This window comes from Nonomuraea sp. NPDC003201 (assembly GCF_053590415.1).
The window spans coordinates 308,364-325,360 of record NZ_JBSFTC010000001.1 but is presented as its reverse complement, the minus strand read 5'-3'; the positions used below and the strand labels follow the sequence as shown (position 1 = coordinate 325,360).

The window sequence follows — 16,997 nt, the reverse complement described above, 5'->3', positions numbered from 1 at the left end:
GCTTTGCGATGAATGGGCAGCAGTAGGCGAACATGTGAACGATATCTGCTCATATGCCCCTACCTATTCCCTGAATTCTTGAGCTATTGGGTGTCATTGTTCTAATAGATGGAAGCGTTCGAGGCTTTGCGTGCAGAAAGTACCTGCTGATTAAAATGCATGCCTTGGCGAGATAGGGCTCAGCCTAAATTCACGGCTAGCGCGAAGTAAGTGCCTGTATGACCGTTTCGAGAAGGTCGGGCAATTGACTCCTTGTCACCATGAGTAACGCCCCTCTCAGAAGGGGAATACGAGGATGGCCTGTACGATCGGGACTGTGCGGCGTGGGGAGCGGCGCAGCTTGGTCAGCGCCTCGCAGGCCTTCAAGGTCGCGATGACCCGCTGACGACACGTGTGGACGCCCCCAGGGTGCGTTCGATCGCTGTCTCGCTGCTCTCCACGGCTGTGAGGAGATCAGCCATCAGCGGGTCCGGGATAGTGCTGTGCCCGAGCCCGGCGGCTTCTGCTGCGGAGGTGAGCGCCTTCTCGTCGACGTGGTTGAGGAACGCTCGGCACCCGTCGTGGGCGAGTACTTCCCGTGCCACGTAGCCGTCCGCGGAGTCGAGAGCGTCTTCCATGAGGCGGGCGTACGCTGAGTGGACCCTGGCGGGAGCGGCGCAGGTGGCGAGGTCGACGACGGCCAGGCCCAGGCGGGCGCGGAAGACGGCGTGTCCAGGCTCTGGCCTACCAGCGAGGTACCGTTCGATCATCAGGAAGGTCTCCCGGTCGGCGTGCGGGTTGTCCACGAGGCGGCACAGCACCTCCAGGCACGCGGAAACCTGGGCTTCCCACGGCTGGGTGATCGTGCTGCCGTCCAGCACGGCCAGGGCGGCGTCCGCGTCCCCGCCGAGGCAGGCGTTCACGATCTTGACCTGGCGGCCGTCCAGCAGGTGCAGGCCGATCCCCTTGTTCTGTTCGACGTGGGCGAGCGCTTCCTGCCACCGGCCGAGGCATACGAGGGCGCGGGTTCCTTCGGACAGGTAGACGCGATACGCCCAGACGCGTAGCTCTTGGTGCTCCTCCGGGCTGCCGGTCAGGTCCTGGGTCGGCAGCGACCGGCCCTCGATGACGGCAAGAGTGTTGGTCTTCAGGGCGTGGGAGAGGGTGCTGAGTGAAGCCCAAGCCGTCTCGGCGTCGCCTGCCCGGATGCGCAGCCGTGCCAGGTTCACCACGGGTTCGAGCATGTGCATGGCTTGCCGGACGGTGAGGTGGCCAGCGTTGCGATACGGGGCGACCTGCCGCCAGCACAGTTCTCGCGCCAGTTCGGGCAGGCCGCAGTCGCTGGCAATTAGGGCGGCCCGATTGAGCGCTCGGGCGGCGCCGAGAAGCGGGTCGGCGGCGTCCTCGACGTCGCGGGCGAGAATATGGACCTCGGCCACCCGTTCGGCGAGGGGCGGGTACGTGGGGCGCGGCCGGTCGACCAGCGGGAACCAGCGGGCGAGCCGGGCCATATCGGCCGCCGTCATGGCCGGCTCCCGGCGGGGAGGAGCGCTTCGCAGGCTGCGCGGCTGAGGACACCCTGTGCGGTTGCGGACAGGCCGAGCCGGTTCCAGTGGAAGATCACGTGGTGCGTAAAGACGTTGCGGATGCCCCGGGTGAGGTGTCCGGCGGTGGCCGCCTCGTACAGGGATTGCCCAGCCTGGCGGAAGTCGTCTGCCCAAGGTGCGGCAAAGGCGAGCGGCCCGGCAGGGGCGATGGGGCTGAGAGGAGAGGCGACCAGAGGGCGGATCTTGTCAGCCAGCGCCTCCATCTGGCCGGGAGACGGGGGCGTGGGCAGAGGGCGTAGTTCGGCGACGCGGTGCCAGACGTCGCCGCGTTCGAAACGGTCCAGGCAGGTGCTCAGCATGGTGCCGAGAAGCAGCATCGATACCTCCTTGCGGCCCACGTCTGGCGCCGATTGCCGCAGGTAGGTGACGATGTGACGGCTGTCGGCACAGAACAGGTCATGGGCGATGTCCATGCTGGTGGGTCCGCCGAACGCGGCGGTTTCCGGCTCGTAGATGGCCGGCCGCCAGCGTGAGATCGCCCCGGAGCGGGCGAGGTCGTTCAGTGCGGCGTTGATTGCCGCTCTCATGGCGGTGCAGTCGGAGCGTGGGCGTAGCCGTAGCCGCAGGCCGGGCTGCTTGCGGATGAACCACCAGGCGCCGACCAGTTCGTGAAGGCGGTCCAGTTGCTGGCCGATGGCAGCGGCTGCGGTATCGGCTGTGTCGGGGAAATCCGCGTTGACCTGGTACCAGGCGTTGTCGGCGCCGCGGGCCTCCAGCGCCTCGCGTCCGGCCGCCTGGTAGACCTCGATCGCGTCGGTGAGGTTGCCGGGTTGTGCGTCGATCGCCGCCGCAGCCACGGTTACGGGGGTGCCGGATAGAACCGCCAGCACGGCATCGGTTAGCCGGCTTGGCTCGGCAGTGGTCAGGTGATCAGTAGGCATGTGTCCCATCCCGAGTGCGGGGGTGTGTCGTACGCGGAGGTGTGCACGGCCAGAGCAAGGCCAGCGGATCCGTCGAGCAGGCTGCCGTCGTAGTACCGCTCTGCTACGTCGTGCTTGTTGAGCAGGATGGCCAGCGTGGGAAGGCGGGCGGTGATCCCGGGGCCGAGGGCGTCGCGGGACGCGCGCCATGCGGTCTGGTAGACGCCGGCGACGCCGTGGCAGAGCCCTGGTTCGGTGAGGTGCCCGAGCTGGGTGGGATCGGCGAGGCAGGCGGCCATGGCGTGCTCGGCCATGTCCTGGCGGGCTGTGTCGCGGAGGGCGATTCCGGCCAACTGGAGAGCGCGGGCGATCCCCGGAGTGCTGTAGCACCATGAGGGGCGCAGCGGTGCCTTCTGCAGGACGTGGCCGGTCTCCAGCTCCGAGCGGGTGATCCACTGCGGCCACCACGGTCCGGTCTCGCCGTCCTGGCGCCACTGGTCCAGCCAGTCACAGACACGCTGGATGGCGTCGGCCTGCCCGTCCACGACGATGCCGTCGCGCGAGGCTATGGAGAGCAGGGCGAGCACGCCCGTGATGCCGTGGGCCATGCCGAAGTTGGCGTGCCCGCCCGGGGTGGGTGAGGCTGGACCGGGGCCGTGGCTGACCCACCAACCGGGCAGCCCGTCGTCGGCCGACTGGGTCAGCCGTACCAGGTGGGACAGGATCGAGGGCAGGACGTCGGCGTCCGGAATGTAGCGGAGGAGCAGCGCGGCGATCCCGGTCAGGCCATAGAACACGTCGTATTCCGCGAACGTCGCCGCTTCGCGCCGATCGACGCGGGCGGTCGCGTGCGCCAGCCGTCGTTCAGCGAGCCGGATGACGGAGCCGTCGATAGCGGCGGTGTCATAGCGGCGGGCATGGCCGATCTGAGCCGCGTGCAGGATGAAGCTGATGGCCGGGGCTCCGAAATAGAGTCCGGCGTCGTCGGCCGCGCTGATGTCGTCGCGGGTGGCAGCCTGAATCCAGGTGTGCACAGCGCGCCATGACTGCGCTCCCGTGTGGGCGCGTTCGATATGTAGCAGCGCCGTTCCGGCAACACCCCTGGCCAGCGACTGCGCCGGTGCATGGGGTGGCGTGGTCATGGCGTAATCCGTTCGGTGAGGGCTAGGCGGCGCATTGCGGCGGCGCGGGCCAGACGGTTGGTGACGGCCTCGGTGACGGGGTCGACGCCGAGGGCACGCACGTGATGGTCGTGCAGCAGGGACCGCAGCACGGTGATGGGCAGACGGTGGTGGCGGCCGAGCTGGGCGCGGTACGCGTTCAGCTCGGCCCGCCGCGCCGCCCATACGTCGGCCACCGCCGCGCCGCCCGGGTGGCCGCGCAAGACCTGATAGTGGTTGGCGGGGTCGGCCAGGAGCAGCGTCGTGTCCCGCAGCGCCCGGTCGAGCTCCCCGAACTCGCGGTCGAGCTGGTTGACCAGCCACCCGTACCCCTCTTCGGACGCGGCGAGGCCGGCGGCGAGATCGGCCATCGACGCCGCGGCGATCGCCTGGCCGGACAGCCCGGCGAGCGTGGCCATCGTGATCTGTGCCAGTGCTGCAGCGGAGTCGGCGGCGGCCACCCGGTGCGCGGCCGCCATCGCCGTCCCGGGTCCGTATCGGCCGGTCTGCGGCTGGTAGGCGGCGAGCGACAGGTGGGCGAGCAGTCCCTGCGCTTGCAGGTCGCTTGCGAAGTCGGCCAGGTGGGCGGCGGCTGCGCCGTACTGGTCGGGGTGGGCGAGCTGGAGGTAGAGCCACAGCTCTTGGGCGCTGTCAGGCCGAAGGGTGTCGCGGTGGCGGCGGAACCACCAGCCATCTAGGTCGAGGGCCTCAAGGAGGCGGGGCAGGTGGCCGGTCAGGATCTCGTCGTAACGGTCGGGGTGACCGTGCAACTGCGCGTGGATCATGCTGCTGGCGCCGGGCATCAGTATCGCGGCGGGTCGCTCCAGGACAGTGGGCGGGGCAGAGCGGTGCGTGGGTGGGGCAGCGGTCAGCGTGGCGAGGAACTCACACGCCCGGCCGGTCCAGTTCCCGGAGGGGTGTTCGCGAAGTTCGACCTGCCCGGCGCGGTCGAGGCGGCTGCGCAGCAGGATCCGGTCCAGACGAGAGTCGAGGTCGAGCGGGAGCCGAGCTTCTTCCTGGTACAGCACGACCCAGGAGGGGACGCACCATCGGTCACGCCACGCATCAAGGTGCTTCTCCCACACCGGTACGGGGTCGCGCCGCGTGCCCAGGTTGGAAGCATTGAGGATCCAGCGGGCCGGGGCCAGCACCGTACGGCCGTAGCGGAGGCGCGGCAGGTGCGGCAGCTTGCGGGCCGCGCCCCAGTCGAATAGCCCGTAGACGGCGTGGCGGGCGCGCGGTACTCCGGCGAGGAACCGGGCCAGCGGCGGGGTGTGTAGCGACGCCTCCAGCGCGTGTAATGCCCAGGGCACGATGCGGTGGCCGGTCGAGAGCTGGATCAGGTACATCTGGGTCGCGTCGGCGGTCACTGCGAGGTCGTCCACGCTGATCGGGTCGGTGCCGGTGGCGGGATGCTCGGCCAGAGGGATCACCCCGGGCAGGAGCTGCGGGACGCGGACGACGTTTTCGTTGTGCTTGCGGCGGGGTGGGAAGGACAGCTGCGCCGCGACCGCGTCATCATCAGGCGCGAAGGAGACCGCCAGTAGGTCGCGTTCCTCCTGTGGTAGCAGGTGGGCGAATCGGCCGGCCATGCTGCTGCTGGTCCTCGGTGCGCCGGTGACCCACAAGGTGAATGCGCCTCGCGCGACCGCGTTCGCCGATTCCGCGTCCACCTGGAAGGGCAACTCGGCGCGCTGCGGGACGACCATCTCGGCGGGGTCGCCGACCGTCAATTGTCGGATCAGCGGCTCGGTCAGCGTGATCTCTGGGCGGCCGTCCACTGCGGCCTGTTGGATGAGCGCCAGCAGGGTGCTGTCGCGGTCGCTCAGGGATTGGAGAGGCCGCTCCCGCGCCGCGCCGAGGAATCCGGCGGGAAGCCCGAGCCCTGAGTCTGCGATCAGTTCTCGTATCGGCACGAGAGCGCCGGGTCCGTATCGGGCCCGGAACGCGAGGTGGAAGTCCCGCCAGACCTCTGGCCCGAACGGGCGCGCGGTCAGGCGTAGCAGCATCGACGCGGCTGTGGCTGCCTCGTCCAGCACCGTGCGCGGCAGGCTGATCCGCCCGTCCACCGCGGTGTCGGCGGCCAGCACGGTATCGGTGCCGCCGCAGACGGAGATCATCCGGTCCGCGACGGCGGCCATGTTGGCGTGCGCCAGGGGGTCCTCCGTGGGAGGTCGGGCGAGCTCGTCCTGAATGCCTTCGAGATCCCTCAGCAGGTCCGCGATATCGGCAAGGCCGTCGCCGACGGCGTGCAGCTGGGCGATCACATACGACAGGCCGTCCACGACAGTCGAGGGCGGACGCAAGGCGGTCAGCAGAAACCCTTGCGTGACGAGGTCGGCCAGCATTGTGCTGACCGTGCTGAGCGTGGCGGCGGGGAACGCCGCGTGAAGCTGCTCGGCGAGGCGTCCGAACGGGACCGGCGCGTTTGCCGCCTTCAGGGCGAGCCGCACGGGCCTGGTGTGGCGGATCGAGATTTCGGTCAGCGGACCTGGCTGCCCGACGCTCGGGCGGTCGGGGATGATGAGCCGGTCGCCCCGCACGAAGCACGTGTTGTTGACCAGCACCGGCAGACGGGCCAGGAGCTCGGGATGCCTCTCCAGCCGGTCAACGAGCGTGGCGAGCCACTGACCATCAGCGCGCATCACCACCTGATGGTCCGAGCCGAAGCAGGACTTCACAGCGTCTCCGACGCGTGCTGGTGCGATCCCGGCGAACGACCCGAACGGGACCGGTCGGCGCTGCCAGCGCAGCAGATAGGACACTACGGTCAGCGTGAGCCGCCGTAGCCGCTCGGCACTCGCCTCCTCGGAGGTGACGATGTCGAGCTGGCCGGCCAGGGACGGGCTGGCCAAGCGCAGGGCTGCCCGGACGTCGGGACGAGCCCAGACCTGGGTCAGCCATCGCCGATCGGCTTCGGCCTGGGCGTCCGCATTGTTGAGGTGATTGGGCGCCTCCAACCCGTCCGGGTAGGTGCTCACCCGGGCCAGTACCGGGCCAGAGGGCCGGAAGAACGGCGCTGATCTCATGATCCTCCGCCTCAGGGGGTGGGACTGTCGGCGCCGCCAAGGGCAGGCGCCGACAGCGGGATCATTCCGTCGTCAGAACGGGTCGGCGACGGCGGTGGCGCAGGAACTCGCGCACGAGGGGTTGCAGCCGTCGCTGGTGTCGCACGCCAGCACGGGCATCGGCATACTTGCCTCGATCACGCGCATGTCGAGCTCGAACTCGTCGGCGGGGATCTCCTTGGCAGGCAACCCGTTGGATGCCTCGATGGTGTCGATGGACACTGCTTCCTCCTTCACTTGGTGGGTGGGGCTACCTGGCTCCGAGCAGCTACGTCGGGCCAGGAGATCGTGATCTTCGTGTGGCGCTTGTCGATGACCAGCGCGCCCTCAGGCAACGCCGTCTCAGGGGTGCCGATCGGCCAGACGGCGAAGTCGGGGCTGGGGCCGTTGCGGTAGTCGCGGTCCCACACCCGCACCTGTTCCACGATGGCCTCGGCGATCTGAGACCCGTGAGGCCCGTAACCGTGCGCGCCCATTTCGACGACGCCCTCGCCCGCCGGCCGGACCGACAGGTAGGCGAAGGAGTCGCCGTCGTCATCGACCGCTGCGAACGGGAACCGGCGGCCCCCCGGCTCCACCGCGACTCCGGGGTCACCGTCACTGGTGTCCACGACCAGGTGGCAGAAGCCAGGGAACGCGGTCGCCATCCACAGCGCCAAGTCCGGGAACGGTTCCGACCTCTGGACGGTCACCCCGGACCAGGCCGCGGCGGGCTCGCTGTCCAGGACGCCATCGAGAGCACTGGGCCGCTCCAGATTCCCGTCGTCGAAGCGCAGCCCAACCTTCTTCCCGCGCAGCAGCCACAGGTGACCGTCATTGGCGCCGGCGCCCTGCATCCAGACGAAGCCGGATACCACCTGCGACACGGCGACGAGATGATCGTTCGCAGGTTCCAGAGCGAGCGACCGGCTGATGCCCTTCATCCGCAGTGGGACGACTATCCTGCCGCGCGGGGCGAGTTGCTCACGCCAGGCCGGAGGGACATCCCACGCGCCGACAGTGACCATGATGCGGTCGTAGGGGGCATCGCCTTTCAGACCGTACTCGGCGTCGCCGGTTGCAACCCGCACTCGCTCATAGCCGGCTGCGTCCAGGCAAGCGCGGGCTCGGCTGATCACGTCGGCGTCGATGTCCATGGTCGTGACCTGACCGGTCGGGCCAACCAGCTCCGAGATCAGGGACGCGAAGTAACCACCCGAGCCGATTTCCAGCACCCGCATCCCCGGGCTGATGTCAGCCTGCACCAACTGCACGGCCTGGGTCTCGGGCGCGGACATCGTGGAGGTCAGCACGCCGTGCTCGCTGCGCTTGACCTCGACAATATCCAGCGCGTACGCCTTCTCCGGAGACACCTCGGGGGCGAAGAGATGCCGGGGAACCGTACGGAACGCGGCCTCGACCTGCACCGGGAGCGGGAAGCCCCACTGCGCGCATGTGGTCGCCACGGCGGTGGTCATGGCGTCACGCAGGGCGGCGGCGTCCTGGACGTCGTTGTCGGTGGTCACAGATGGGTCCCCTCTTCTTTGTCGTGATGGGCAACTGGTTGATGGTGGCTGTTGGTGGGTTGCTGAGCGGGTTAGCCGCGCCGTCCCTTGCGATTGAGGAAGATGTCGGGCTCCGGCGTCTCCCCGCAGCGCAGGTGCTCGGCGTGGTGCGCTTCGGCGAGAGCGATGTAGATGTTGAGGGCTTGGCGATAGAGGCCGCGCCCGGTTTCCTCGTAGCTGTCGCCGGTGCGGCACAGCACGAAGAACTGCCCGCCTTCGGACGCCCACTCGTATCGGCCGCAGCACGAGGTGTGTGAGACGCGCAGCGGGCCGCCGACCGTCCTGTACGACTCCCACTTGAACGCGGATTTGTCCTGCTCCGGCTCAACCTGCGGTTGTCGGGCTCTGGCCATCGTCTGCACTACTCTCCGCACGGGTCTGACTGTCTTCTGCCGTGGCGTGAGCAGTAACGGGAGGGCGGTCAGCGCCGTCCTCAGCAGGCGGCGTGCACTGGCTCCTCCTGACGGTGTCGAGGGTGAAGATGGCAGCGCATGCGATGCCAGCGTCCATATCAGGCCCTTCGCGTGCAGGGTTCAGGCGTCACACGCCCGGAGGTGGTGAGGGAGGCGGTCAGACTGCTGCCTAGATCCGCCTCCCTCGGTCCCGGCCGCGGGGGCGCCAAGGGGTGCGGCGCATACGTGGGATGACGGCCGGGTGGTGGGGCTCGCAGCCCACGGTGGCCAGGGGCCCACCGTGGGACTGCGAGTTGTAGGCGGCGCGGACCACGACGGATGTTCGGATTCGGGACTTGGGTCCGCGCCGGAGTGCACGGCCGGCCATGGATGAGCCGCCCTCGACCGGCCGCGCCAAGACACGACGTGACGTTCCCGCCTGCGCGCGGGGCCGCCTGCCTGGCCGCGTCTCGTCTTGTCACCCGAGCCTCCTCAAGAGGCCGGGAAGCGTCTCAATGACGATGGGGTACTGCACGGGGGTCGACCTGGCGAGCTGCAACTCGCCGAGCCTCGCGGACACGCGCCGTCGCAGGTCCTTCGGGGTACGCCCCTTGACGAAGATCCCTTCCGGCGTCGGCCCCTTGTAGAACGCGGTCAGGTGCTTGCCCGCGACCTCCCAAAGCACCAACACGGTCACTCCGTACTCGTCCTGCAGCTCGGCCGCCCAGCGGGCGCCCTTCTCGTCGTCGGGGTACTCGTCCGTGGTGGCGGCGTACTGGTCATCGACGGGTGCCGCACCGTTGCAGCCCGAAACTCCTGTAGCCACGGTGAGCCGCCATCTCGTGAGCCGTAGGTTGCGCCGGTGCCTCATGCCGCCTCCGCGCACGAGCCGAAGGCGGCCACCGCGGCGACGAAGTGGGCTCTGCCGACATCGCGTGGGATCGGGTCGGCGGGCCGCCACGTCGACGCCTCCACAAGGCCGGGCTCCAGCAGGGGCAGGCCGTCGAGGAACATGCTTCGGATCGTGTTGAGCGGGCGCGGGTAGATGTCGGCGGTCCGCTTGTACGCGGCGAGAAGCTGGTCGAGCTCGTCAGCAGTCAGCAGGTCGCCCCGAGCGTGGCTGAAAACGAGGTAGCCGCCGGGGAATGCCGCCATGTACTGACGCAGGATGTCGCCAGGCTTCTGCTCGTCCGGCCAGAAGTGCGCCAGCGCCGTGGCCACGATCCCCACAGGCTCGCGAAGGTCGAGATGACGGCGGACGTGTGCAAGCACCGTGTTCACGTCCCGCGCGTCCGCCTCCAACATCATCGCGCCCTCCGCCGCGAGCAGCGCCCGCCCGAAGACGGCGACCGAGGGATCGTTGTCCACGTACGCGACCTGGGCGCCCGGGTGAATGCGGCGGGCCGTTTCCAGCGTGGTTTCCTCGCCTACCTGCGGCAGGCCGCAGCCGAGGTTCAGCCACTGCGTGACGCCCAGCTCGGAGGCTGCCTCAACCCCGCGTGGGACGAACTCCAGGTTCGCGCGGGCCGCCTCCGGGAGCTCCGGGGCAATCTCCGTCATTGCCTTGACCACGTCCCGGTCGCTGGCCCGGTTGTCCTTCCCCTTGGTCGCGGCGTCGTAGACACGGGCTATCGACGGGGCATCGCCGGGGGTTCCTGGGCCGGCCGAGCTCACCGGGGTTGCGCTGCGGGAGTCCATGAGGTTGAGACCTTCAGGGGAGGGGGCGGATTGGGGTTCGAGTGCGGGCTGGCGGCTTACCCAGGCTCGCCGTCGCTTCGAGGAAGGGGAGCCGCAGGACTGGTACCGGAGCGGGTGTCACCATGCGGCGGCCCTCGGTGCCTGGTCGTCGGGTACGGCGAAGAAGTCTTTGAGCCGGTTCCTGATCGTGACCGCGATCTGGTGGGCGTCGGCCGAGCCGATATCGATGCGTAGGACGTCGTATCCGGCTTGGATGAGCCGCTCGCATGCCTGTCGGTAGAAGTGGGCCTCGGCATGGCTGGACCTGGGGGTGAGCTGAAATCGGTTGTGCGCCCCTCGCTCCGCCAGCCGTGTCGCGATCAGTTCGGGTGCGCCTTCGAGGACCACCGCTAAGTCCGGCCGGTCGGCCAGGGAGTTCAGGCCCCACAGGAATGTCGGGTCCACTCCGTCGAAGCGCTGCATGACCAGGGCGGACGGTACATATCTGTCGCAGAGGACGACTTCGCCGGCGTCCAGGTGAGGTTTGATCTCGGTCTCAAGGTGGTGGTAGCGGTCGGCGGCGTACAGGCAGGCCAGCGCGGGACCGGTGACGGTCTCGGTCATCTCGCGAGCGATCTTGCCGAGGACCCCGTTGGATGGTTCGGCGGTGGTGTGGACGTGCTCGCCATCGGCCACCAGCAGTTGCGACAGGTGCGCGACGATGGTCGACTTCCCGGCGCCGGAGGGGCCGTCGATGCTGATGAACAGGCCGCGTCGGTGATCAGAAAAGGGGCTGAGCTGCGTCATCGGTCGGTCCTTCGCAGGAGGTCGTCTTCGCTTCGGCCAGGAGGGCGGCCAGCGGCAGCGGGTCCGCGTCGGCGGCGAGGTGCGCGAGGAGGCGGGCGCAGACGAGAGCGTCGTAGGCAGCCCGATGGGGTTTCAGGCCGGCGGGCATGTCCGCGGCGAGGTCGAATTCCTTCGCGAGCGTGCCCAGCTTGTACGAGGGGCGGTCGGGAACGAGGCGGCGGGCCAGCTTCAGAGTGTCGATGACCTGGGCGGGCTGGAAGCCGGGCAGTTCCCGAGCCAGCACGCTGAGATCCACGTGAGCGTTGTGCGCCACGAAGACAGCGCCGTCGAAGACCGCCATGATGTCCTTGGCGTACTTGGCGACAGGCAAGTCGGACGCCACCTGCTGGTTGGAAATGCCGTGGATGCGGCAGGCCAGAGGTGTGATCGGCCTCGGAGGCTTCACCAGCCACGTCAGCGGCTCTCCCACCGTGCCCTGGTCGATCAGGACGACGGCCAGCTCAACGAGATCTGGAGGCTGCTGGCCGTTGCCTTCGACATCCGCGACCGCGTAGCGGAACTCCGTCCACGGGGCCTGACCATCGATGTCAGCCATTCGTGTTCCCCCATCCGATCTCGGCTCGGCCATGCCGTTGTTGCCGATGCGGGTGGGCGGCGTCATGGATCTGAAAGCCGAACCGGTGTTGGAGGTAGTAGCGCGGCTGCTCGGACGGCAGCCCCTCAACCTGCGCCGCCCGTTCCGTGACCTCGATGACGCGCATCCCTACCGCTTCAGGCAGGGCGCCGGCGGCCTCCTGCAACTGGCGCGCGGTCGGCACTCGATGAGCCTGGGCGCACAGGTCGAGCTGGGCAGCCGGGCAGATGTCGCACAGCTCGTTGATGCCGTAGTGGCCGTTGTAGTCCGGCAGGCCGTGGGCGTACGAGACGGCGCACGAAGTCTTGCGAAACAGCGGCGGTGCGTCGGATGGTCGGCGGGCGAACGCCGCGAGGATGCGCTCCTCCATCGTCTCAGGGACGATCTTGCGGCGCGCGGTCTCCTGGTATGGCTCCGGCAGGCCGTTGGCCCGGTAGTAGTCCGCGATCTCGTCCCGGTAGAACAGGCCGGTGAACACCGTGGCGTCGGCCCACTTCGACAGACTCGCGGCCCGCGCCAGGTGGGCCGCGGTGTCGTTCAGGCCGGGCACCAAGGGCCGCCAGTAGAACACCGTCCGGTAGCGGCGCGGCCCATGAGTCGTGGCCAGCCGCATGGAACGCACGGCGATCCCCGAGGGGTGCGGCTCAATCCGCTTGTCGTCAATCCCTGAGTACGTGAACAGAAGCGTCACCTTCACGTTCTTCAAGGCGTTGAGCCGCTCGCAGTCGCCGACGTCCACGTGAGCGCGCGTAATCACCAGCACGTGGTTCGTGAGCCCGCGGCCGTCCAGGTCCTCCAGCACGGCGAACAGGTGGTCACGAACGCCCGGCAGGAACGGGTCGGTGGCCCGGTTGAAGACCTGCAACGGGGTGTCGTGCGGCCGGAAATACCGGTGGCTGACGAGCTGCTCGACCACCTCGCCGTCGTTCATCAAGGCGCGCGGTCGGCGTGCGTCCCAGAGTCCGTAAGTGTGCCGGATGCAGTACGCGCAGCCGAGCGGGCAGCCCTGCACGTGGTTGAGGGATAGCCCCGACTTCCGGTACTCGACCACAGCGCGGGCCCGCTCCGGCAGCGCGGCGATGGCTTCCCTGGGCAGCAAGGGGATGAACGCTGAACTCACGACACTCTCCAGGTCAGGACCGTGGATGGCGCTGTCAGCGTGACATGGGGGTGAGGAGAACGACGAGGAAAGTTCTAGGGATTTCTCGAATCTCGTCGGCCAGAAGGGTTGAGGTGAAACATCGAGCTACGACGTCCTGGGACTTTCGTCATCGTCGTCGGGCAGCGCCGAACGGAGTTCCCCCATCACCTGTGTGATGACGGCGCGAGCGCTGGCTCCGTAGGCCGCGATGGACGCCATCGCCCCGAAGACCTTCTCGTGCAGGTCAATCTCCTGGGCCTGAGTCAACGTCAATTCGGCTGAGAAGATCTCCACGATCACCTGGCGGTCGTCGAAGATCCAGAACCCGCATCCAGGGCCGATGACGAACGGCGTGCCGAACGGTATGACTCCGAGCCGCACGTTGGGCAGTGTCGAGGCGGACACCAGCCGATCGAGTTGGGGCAGCATCAGCTCCGGCGGGCACAGCCTGTACCGGAGAGCGGCTTCGGTGATCACGAAGTGAAAGCGTTTCCGGGAGTCATAGAGGGTCTCCTGCCGAGCCAGCCGGGCGCGAACGGCGTCGTCGATGTCGTTCGTGGTCCCGAACACGGTGATGGCCTGAGCCAGCCGATGACGGGCATATCCCGCTGTTTGAAGTAGCCCGGGAATGAAGGCGGGCTCGAAGACTCGAAGCCGAGTGGCCCGCCGCTCCATATCGGCCCACGTGCTCTGATGATGCCGGGTGCCCCCGCTCAAAAGCCGCTGCCACTCCGCGTGCGCCGACTCCATCGTGCGCAGCATGGCCAGCACCGAGGCGCTGTCCTGCTCGTCGCCGGTCGTCGCGCCAACCCAACTGATGACATCGGCCTCGGTGGGGGTCTGCTTCCCCGTCTCCAACTTCGAGATCTTCGAGGCAGGCCACGAAAGACGCCCGGCGAGTTCCCGGCCCGTCAGGCCGGCGGACGCACGCAGGGTGCGCAGCTTGTTGCCGAGCGCCTCTCTGGCTTGCTGAACGCTGGTCACGCCCCCTTTTCTACTCAGACGTCCTACCCTCGTGCCAGGTCGGACAGGAACTGATCACGAGTGATCGCCCGATGCCAAGCATCGTCACGAGCCGCCGCCAGCTCGACCACGATGGCCGGGTCGGTGACGATCTCGGCTCCGAGCAGCACATCGTCTTCGTCGAACTTCAACTGGGCGGCCCACTTGGAGTCGAACAGCCAATAGTCGAAGTTGGGCAGACCATGCGCCTGCGCCCGGTTCAGGTAGCGGATGTCCTCGCCGGCCTGAATGGCGTACTCCGCGCACCACAAGCCGAAGCGGGAGTAGTCCGACAGCGGAACGGAGACGACCCGCACCCGGTGGACGAACTTCCCTTTGGCCGTGTGTTCGGCCATGAGGTCGAGCCAGGGCCGATTCCACGCCAGGTCGTCGGGCTCACCGGCGAGGAACTTGCGGAGCGGCTCGTGCTCGCCCGGAGAGTTGTAGCGCTCTCGCGGCTCCAGCCGGAACGCTGTGTGCTCGAATGACCTGAACAGATCACCGAACGCGTCGCCGGAAACCAGGGTCAACGCGCCTCCTCAGCGCTTTCGTCGGCCGCTGCGGTCGTAGCGGCGTCGTGGGCGGCCAGCGCCTGGTAGAAGCTCAGCAACTCCAGGGGGATCTCGATGTCGGCCTCACCGGCAGGAACCTCCCCCAGATCGGCGAGCGCCTGCGGATCAGTGATGCAGTAGCCGCGCACCACGAGACTGCCCCGGTCTGTGGCGTACAGCGTGGGCGAGCCGCCGTTCTGCGAGTTCGAACCGAGGAACGTAACCCTCATACCTGCCTCCGGAGAGAAGATTTCGAGAACATTCACCACGAGGGGACTACGACTCGGCGCTACCGTCAACCCTCTAGACGCGATCGTTCTAGGACGTTCGGGCAGCTCGCGTCATCGCCGCACAGCCCGTACAGAGGTAGGTCCGGATCAGCGCTCGCCCGGCTCGGTCCACACAGGACCGGAAAGGGATACCTCTACCTGAAACGGCTCAACGACGTCGACGAGAGCGCGCTGCGTGAGCTCATCGACCGCACGGTGCGGGGTGCACAAGGGCGTCGACCGGGCCACCAACCGCGGACAATAGCGGTAGCCCATGACTCCGGACTGAGCCGTACATCTCGCATCTCAGGTAACTGAGAAGCCTTGAGCACCGCACGCCGGCTCACTCGACAAGAAGACCTAAACGACTTCAGACGAAACTGTCCGGATCAACATGCCGTGCCGCAGGTCGGCAAGCGGTACGAGAACTGGAAGCTGGAGGACCTGGCCGGGCAGGGCATAGAGGCCGTCCGCCCCATCCGCGACGAGATCCGCACCCGGATCGACAAGCTGATCAGCGAGATCCTGCCTGCGGCTTAACCCCAAGGGAGGACGGAACGGCTCGCGTGCTGACCGCCAGGTCGATCGTTGGCCGACGTCGGCGGCACGTTGCGCCTGGTGAGCGGCGCCGAGCTCCAGCAATCACCCACAGGCAGCGCAGAGGGGTGGTGTTCGTTGTAACGGGACATGACGCAGTACCGATCTGAGGCATGATGATCGAACGTGCCGGTGGCATCGCGCTCGGTGCTTCACCTCGACATAGGGAACACCTCGCAATGACCGCCGCTACGTCTCCCGACGTCCCTGACCGCTGGCCCACGCTCACCGAGTGGACTCGTCGAAACTCCAACCACCCACTACGTGCCCTGAGGGGAAAGCCTTCACGAGCCGTGTCGCTGGACGTGTGGGAACGGCTTCTTTGCGACCTGCAACAAGCGAATCCCGCCAGGCTCGCTTCCAAGCGCAAGATCTTCTCCTCTGCCAACACCATGGAGGAATGTCTGCAACAACGCGCCGAGTTCCTGGTCGCGGCGCACCTGACCAAGGCGGGGATCGCATACGAGTTCCTTCCTGAAGGCGGAGTTTCTCAGCCGGACATTGCACTGCTTAACCCCGCTATGAGCGGACTGCGCATCGAGGTCACCAGCCGACGAACCCCGAGCTTGGAAGAGCTGCGCGACGAGTTGGATATGGATCTGGAGGGCGCCGGGTATCAGATCGAGATCCAGTGCGAGGTAGCTCCTGTTCGCATCAGCGACGCCGAACGGGAGAGCATCCGCGCCAATGTGCGCGTCCAGGCCATGGCAGGGAGACCCTTCCGGATCGTCGAGGCACTCAAGATCGGCTACCCGCCGGTGACGGTCGACATGGTGATCAGCGGCGTACCCGCGAAGGACTCACCCGAAGAAGCCGGTGAATGGGTGACGTACGAGGTCACCGGCGCTGAGCTCACCGATCATATGAGCGAGGTCGAGATGCGCATCGTCGGCAAGCTCACCGAGGATGCCAAGAATCGCCAAGCCGCAGCCGCTCCCACGCTGCTCTTGGTGGAGGCTAGCCGGACTGGCCTGGCTTCGATCAGGCCGGACTGGGTGTGGGAAGGGAAGCTGCAGAGTCTCCTGGGCAAGGCCAATACCAACTTCGTGGCTATCGGGGTGCTGTTCGCCGACCAAGCCTCACTCGAAGCGCGCGCCGTAGTTGTACGAGGCGCCGGATGCCCATCCGATGTTGTGGCGGCGATCGATCAGGTACGAGAAGCCTTCCGGCCCACGCTCACCTCCGCCCGTAGCCCGAAGCAACTGCTGGCGTATGCGTGTCAAGTCTCTCCGCTCTGGCCGCAACTAGACGCCTGGCCGCGACCGGCCGGTTGGCAGCCACCGACGATCGACATCTCGATCTCAGGTCTCATGCAGTGATGACTGACTCGGCCAGTGGTGTGTGAACAGCTCGCCGAGGCGGGCCACCTGCTTGGGGACGATCCAGTAGTAGACCGAGGTGCCGCGTCGCTCGCTGTCGATCAGCCCAGTGGTGCGCCGCACCTTCAGGTGGTGAGAGATAGTGGGGGCCGTCAGGGTCGAAGGCGTCGGTGAGATCGCAGACGCACGCCTACCCCCGGGTGCGAGCCGATCATCGACAGCAGGCGCAGCCGTACCGGGTCGGCGACCGCCTTCAACAGTGTGGCAAGGTCGGCGGCGTCGGTCTCCGAGAGCGGCTCACGTGCGATCGGGGCGCAGCATGCTTCTGCGGGGATGGTCACGACGACACCGGGGCATCCGGTTGATATTGCGCCTGGCGCTCCGGGCCAG

At 67.7% G+C, this 16,997-nt stretch carries 17 protein-coding genes and 1 pseudogene; 2 read left to right on the top strand and 16 right to left on the bottom strand.

Features of this window, described 5'->3' with window-relative positions; translation table 11 throughout:
* Positions 1-362: 362 nt before the first annotated feature.
* From ACWDX9_RS01565 to ACWDX9_RS01495, 15 genes are all read right to left on the bottom strand, one after another.
* Positions 363-1,505 carry a hypothetical protein gene (locus ACWDX9_RS01565; protein ID WP_449947711.1) on the bottom strand — a complete coding sequence of 381 codons (1,143 nt, stop codon included), beginning with the start codon at positions 1,503-1,505 and terminating at the stop codon, positions 363-365.
* The gene (locus ACWDX9_RS01560; RefSeq protein WP_449947708.1) at positions 1,502-2,467 is read right to left on the bottom strand and encodes a thiopeptide-type bacteriocin biosynthesis protein; all 966 of its coding nucleotides are present in this window, start codon (positions 2,465-2,467) and stop codon (positions 1,502-1,504) included. The genes ACWDX9_RS01565 and ACWDX9_RS01560 overlap by 4 nt, the downstream gene beginning before the upstream one ends.
* Positions 2,449-3,588, bottom strand: coding sequence for a lanthionine synthetase C family protein (locus tag ACWDX9_RS01555; RefSeq protein ID WP_449947705.1), 1,140 nt, complete (start codon positions 3,586-3,588; stop codon positions 2,449-2,451). The genes ACWDX9_RS01560 and ACWDX9_RS01555 overlap by 19 nt, the downstream gene beginning before the upstream one ends.
* Positions 3,585-6,635 (bottom strand): lantibiotic dehydratase, encoded by a 3,051-nt coding sequence (locus ACWDX9_RS01550; RefSeq protein WP_449947702.1) that lies wholly within the window; start codon positions 6,633-6,635, stop codon positions 3,585-3,587. The genes ACWDX9_RS01555 and ACWDX9_RS01550 overlap by 4 nt, the downstream gene beginning before the upstream one ends.
* 72 nt (positions 6,636-6,707) lie before the next feature.
* The gene (locus ACWDX9_RS01545) at positions 6,708-6,896 is read right to left on the bottom strand and encodes an FxLD family lanthipeptide (protein WP_449947699.1); all 189 of its coding nucleotides are present in this window, start codon (positions 6,894-6,896) and stop codon (positions 6,708-6,710) included.
* An 11-nt stretch (positions 6,897-6,907) separates the two neighbouring features.
* The gene (fxlM, locus tag ACWDX9_RS01540) at positions 6,908-8,179 is read right to left on the bottom strand and encodes a methyltransferase, FxLD system (RefSeq protein ID WP_449947696.1); all 1,272 of its coding nucleotides are present in this window, start codon (positions 8,177-8,179) and stop codon (positions 6,908-6,910) included.
* Positions 8,180-8,250: 71 nt separating this feature from the next.
* A complete protein-coding gene (locus tag ACWDX9_RS01535) occupies positions 8,251-8,592 on the bottom strand; it encodes a hypothetical protein (protein ID WP_449947694.1) in 342 nt (113 codons plus the stop codon).
* 496 nt (positions 8,593-9,088) lie between these two features.
* On the bottom strand, positions 9,089-9,436 hold the full coding sequence (locus ACWDX9_RS01530; RefSeq protein WP_449947691.1) for a hypothetical protein: 348 nt from the start codon (positions 9,434-9,436) through the stop codon (positions 9,089-9,091).
* 41 nt (positions 9,437-9,477) lie between these two features.
* Positions 9,478-10,308 carry an SAM-dependent methyltransferase gene (locus ACWDX9_RS01525; RefSeq protein WP_449947688.1) on the bottom strand — a complete coding sequence of 277 codons (831 nt, stop codon included), beginning with the start codon at positions 10,306-10,308 and terminating at the stop codon, positions 9,478-9,480.
* A gap of 117 nt (positions 10,309-10,425) precedes the next feature.
* Positions 10,426-11,094, bottom strand: a complete 669-nt coding sequence (gene tmk / locus ACWDX9_RS01520) for a dTMP kinase (RefSeq protein ID WP_355193209.1) — start codon at positions 11,092-11,094, stop codon at positions 10,426-10,428.
* Positions 11,069-11,755 carry a 3'-5' exonuclease gene (locus tag ACWDX9_RS01515; RefSeq protein WP_449947685.1) on the bottom strand — a complete coding sequence of 229 codons (687 nt, stop codon included), beginning with the start codon at positions 11,753-11,755 and terminating at the stop codon, positions 11,069-11,071. Before ACWDX9_RS01515 ends, tmk begins: the two co-directional genes overlap by 26 nt.
* A complete protein-coding gene (locus ACWDX9_RS01510) occupies positions 11,682-12,848 on the bottom strand; it encodes a hypothetical protein (protein ID WP_449947683.1) in 1,167 nt (388 codons plus the stop codon). Before ACWDX9_RS01510 ends, ACWDX9_RS01515 begins: the two co-directional genes overlap by 74 nt.
* 126 nt (positions 12,849-12,974) lie before the next feature.
* A complete protein-coding gene (locus tag ACWDX9_RS01505; protein ID WP_449947680.1) occupies positions 12,975-13,853 on the bottom strand; it encodes a helix-turn-helix domain-containing protein in 879 nt (292 codons plus the stop codon).
* A 23-nt stretch (positions 13,854-13,876) separates the two neighbouring features.
* Positions 13,877-14,401 carry a DUF6879 family protein gene (locus ACWDX9_RS01500; RefSeq protein WP_449947678.1) on the bottom strand — a complete coding sequence of 175 codons (525 nt, stop codon included), beginning with the start codon at positions 14,399-14,401 and terminating at the stop codon, positions 13,877-13,879.
* Positions 14,398-14,688 (bottom strand): hypothetical protein, encoded by a 291-nt coding sequence (locus ACWDX9_RS01495; protein ID WP_449947676.1) that lies wholly within the window; start codon positions 14,686-14,688, stop codon positions 14,398-14,400. Before ACWDX9_RS01495 ends, ACWDX9_RS01500 begins: the two co-directional genes overlap by 4 nt.
* A 402-nt stretch (positions 14,689-15,090) precedes the next feature.
* On the opposite strand from ACWDX9_RS01495, the gene ACWDX9_RS01490 reads away from it, so the two are divergent.
* The gene (locus ACWDX9_RS01490) at positions 15,091-15,231 is read left to right on the top strand and encodes a hypothetical protein (protein WP_449947673.1); all 141 of its coding nucleotides are present in this window, start codon (positions 15,091-15,093) and stop codon (positions 15,229-15,231) included.
* A gap of 350 nt (positions 15,232-15,581) precedes the next feature.
* Complete coding sequence (locus tag ACWDX9_RS01485; protein ID WP_449947670.1) at positions 15,582-16,607, top strand: hypothetical protein; 1,026 nt, start codon at positions 15,582-15,584, stop codon at positions 16,605-16,607.
* Here ACWDX9_RS01485 and ACWDX9_RS01480 read toward each other — a convergent pair.
* Positions 16,590-16,915 (bottom strand): annotated as a pseudogene (locus ACWDX9_RS01480) (ArsR/SmtB family transcription factor). The gene ACWDX9_RS01485 and the pseudogene ACWDX9_RS01480 sit on opposite strands and share 18 nt — an antisense overlap.
* Positions 16,916-16,997 lie beyond the last annotated feature (82 nt).

Excerpts from the sequence above, each read along its gene's own strand:
- ACWDX9_RS01565 (WP_449947711.1), bottom strand. The coding sequence starts at position 1,505 with ATGACGGCGGCCGATATGGCCCGGCTCGCCCGCTGGTTCCCGCTGGTC.
- ACWDX9_RS01560 (WP_449947708.1), bottom strand. The coding sequence starts at position 2,467 with ATGCCTACTGATCACCTGACCACTGCCGAGCCAAGCCGGCTAACCGAT.
- ACWDX9_RS01555 (WP_449947705.1), bottom strand. The coding sequence starts at position 3,588 with ATGACCACGCCACCCCATGCACCGGCGCAGTCGCTGGCCAGGGGTGTT.
- ACWDX9_RS01550 (WP_449947702.1), bottom strand. The coding sequence starts at position 6,635 with ATGAGATCAGCGCCGTTCTTCCGGCCCTCTGGCCCGGTACTGGCCCGG.
- ACWDX9_RS01525 (WP_449947688.1), bottom strand. The coding sequence starts at position 10,308 with ATGGACTCCCGCAGCGCAACCCCGGTGAGCTCGGCCGGCCCAGGAACC.
- tmk (WP_355193209.1), bottom strand. The coding sequence starts at position 11,094 with ATGACGCAGCTCAGCCCCTTTTCTGATCACCGACGCGGCCTGTTCATC.
- ACWDX9_RS01515 (WP_449947685.1), bottom strand. The coding sequence starts at position 11,755 with ATGACGCCGCCCACCCGCATCGGCAACAACGGCATGGCCGAGCCGAGA.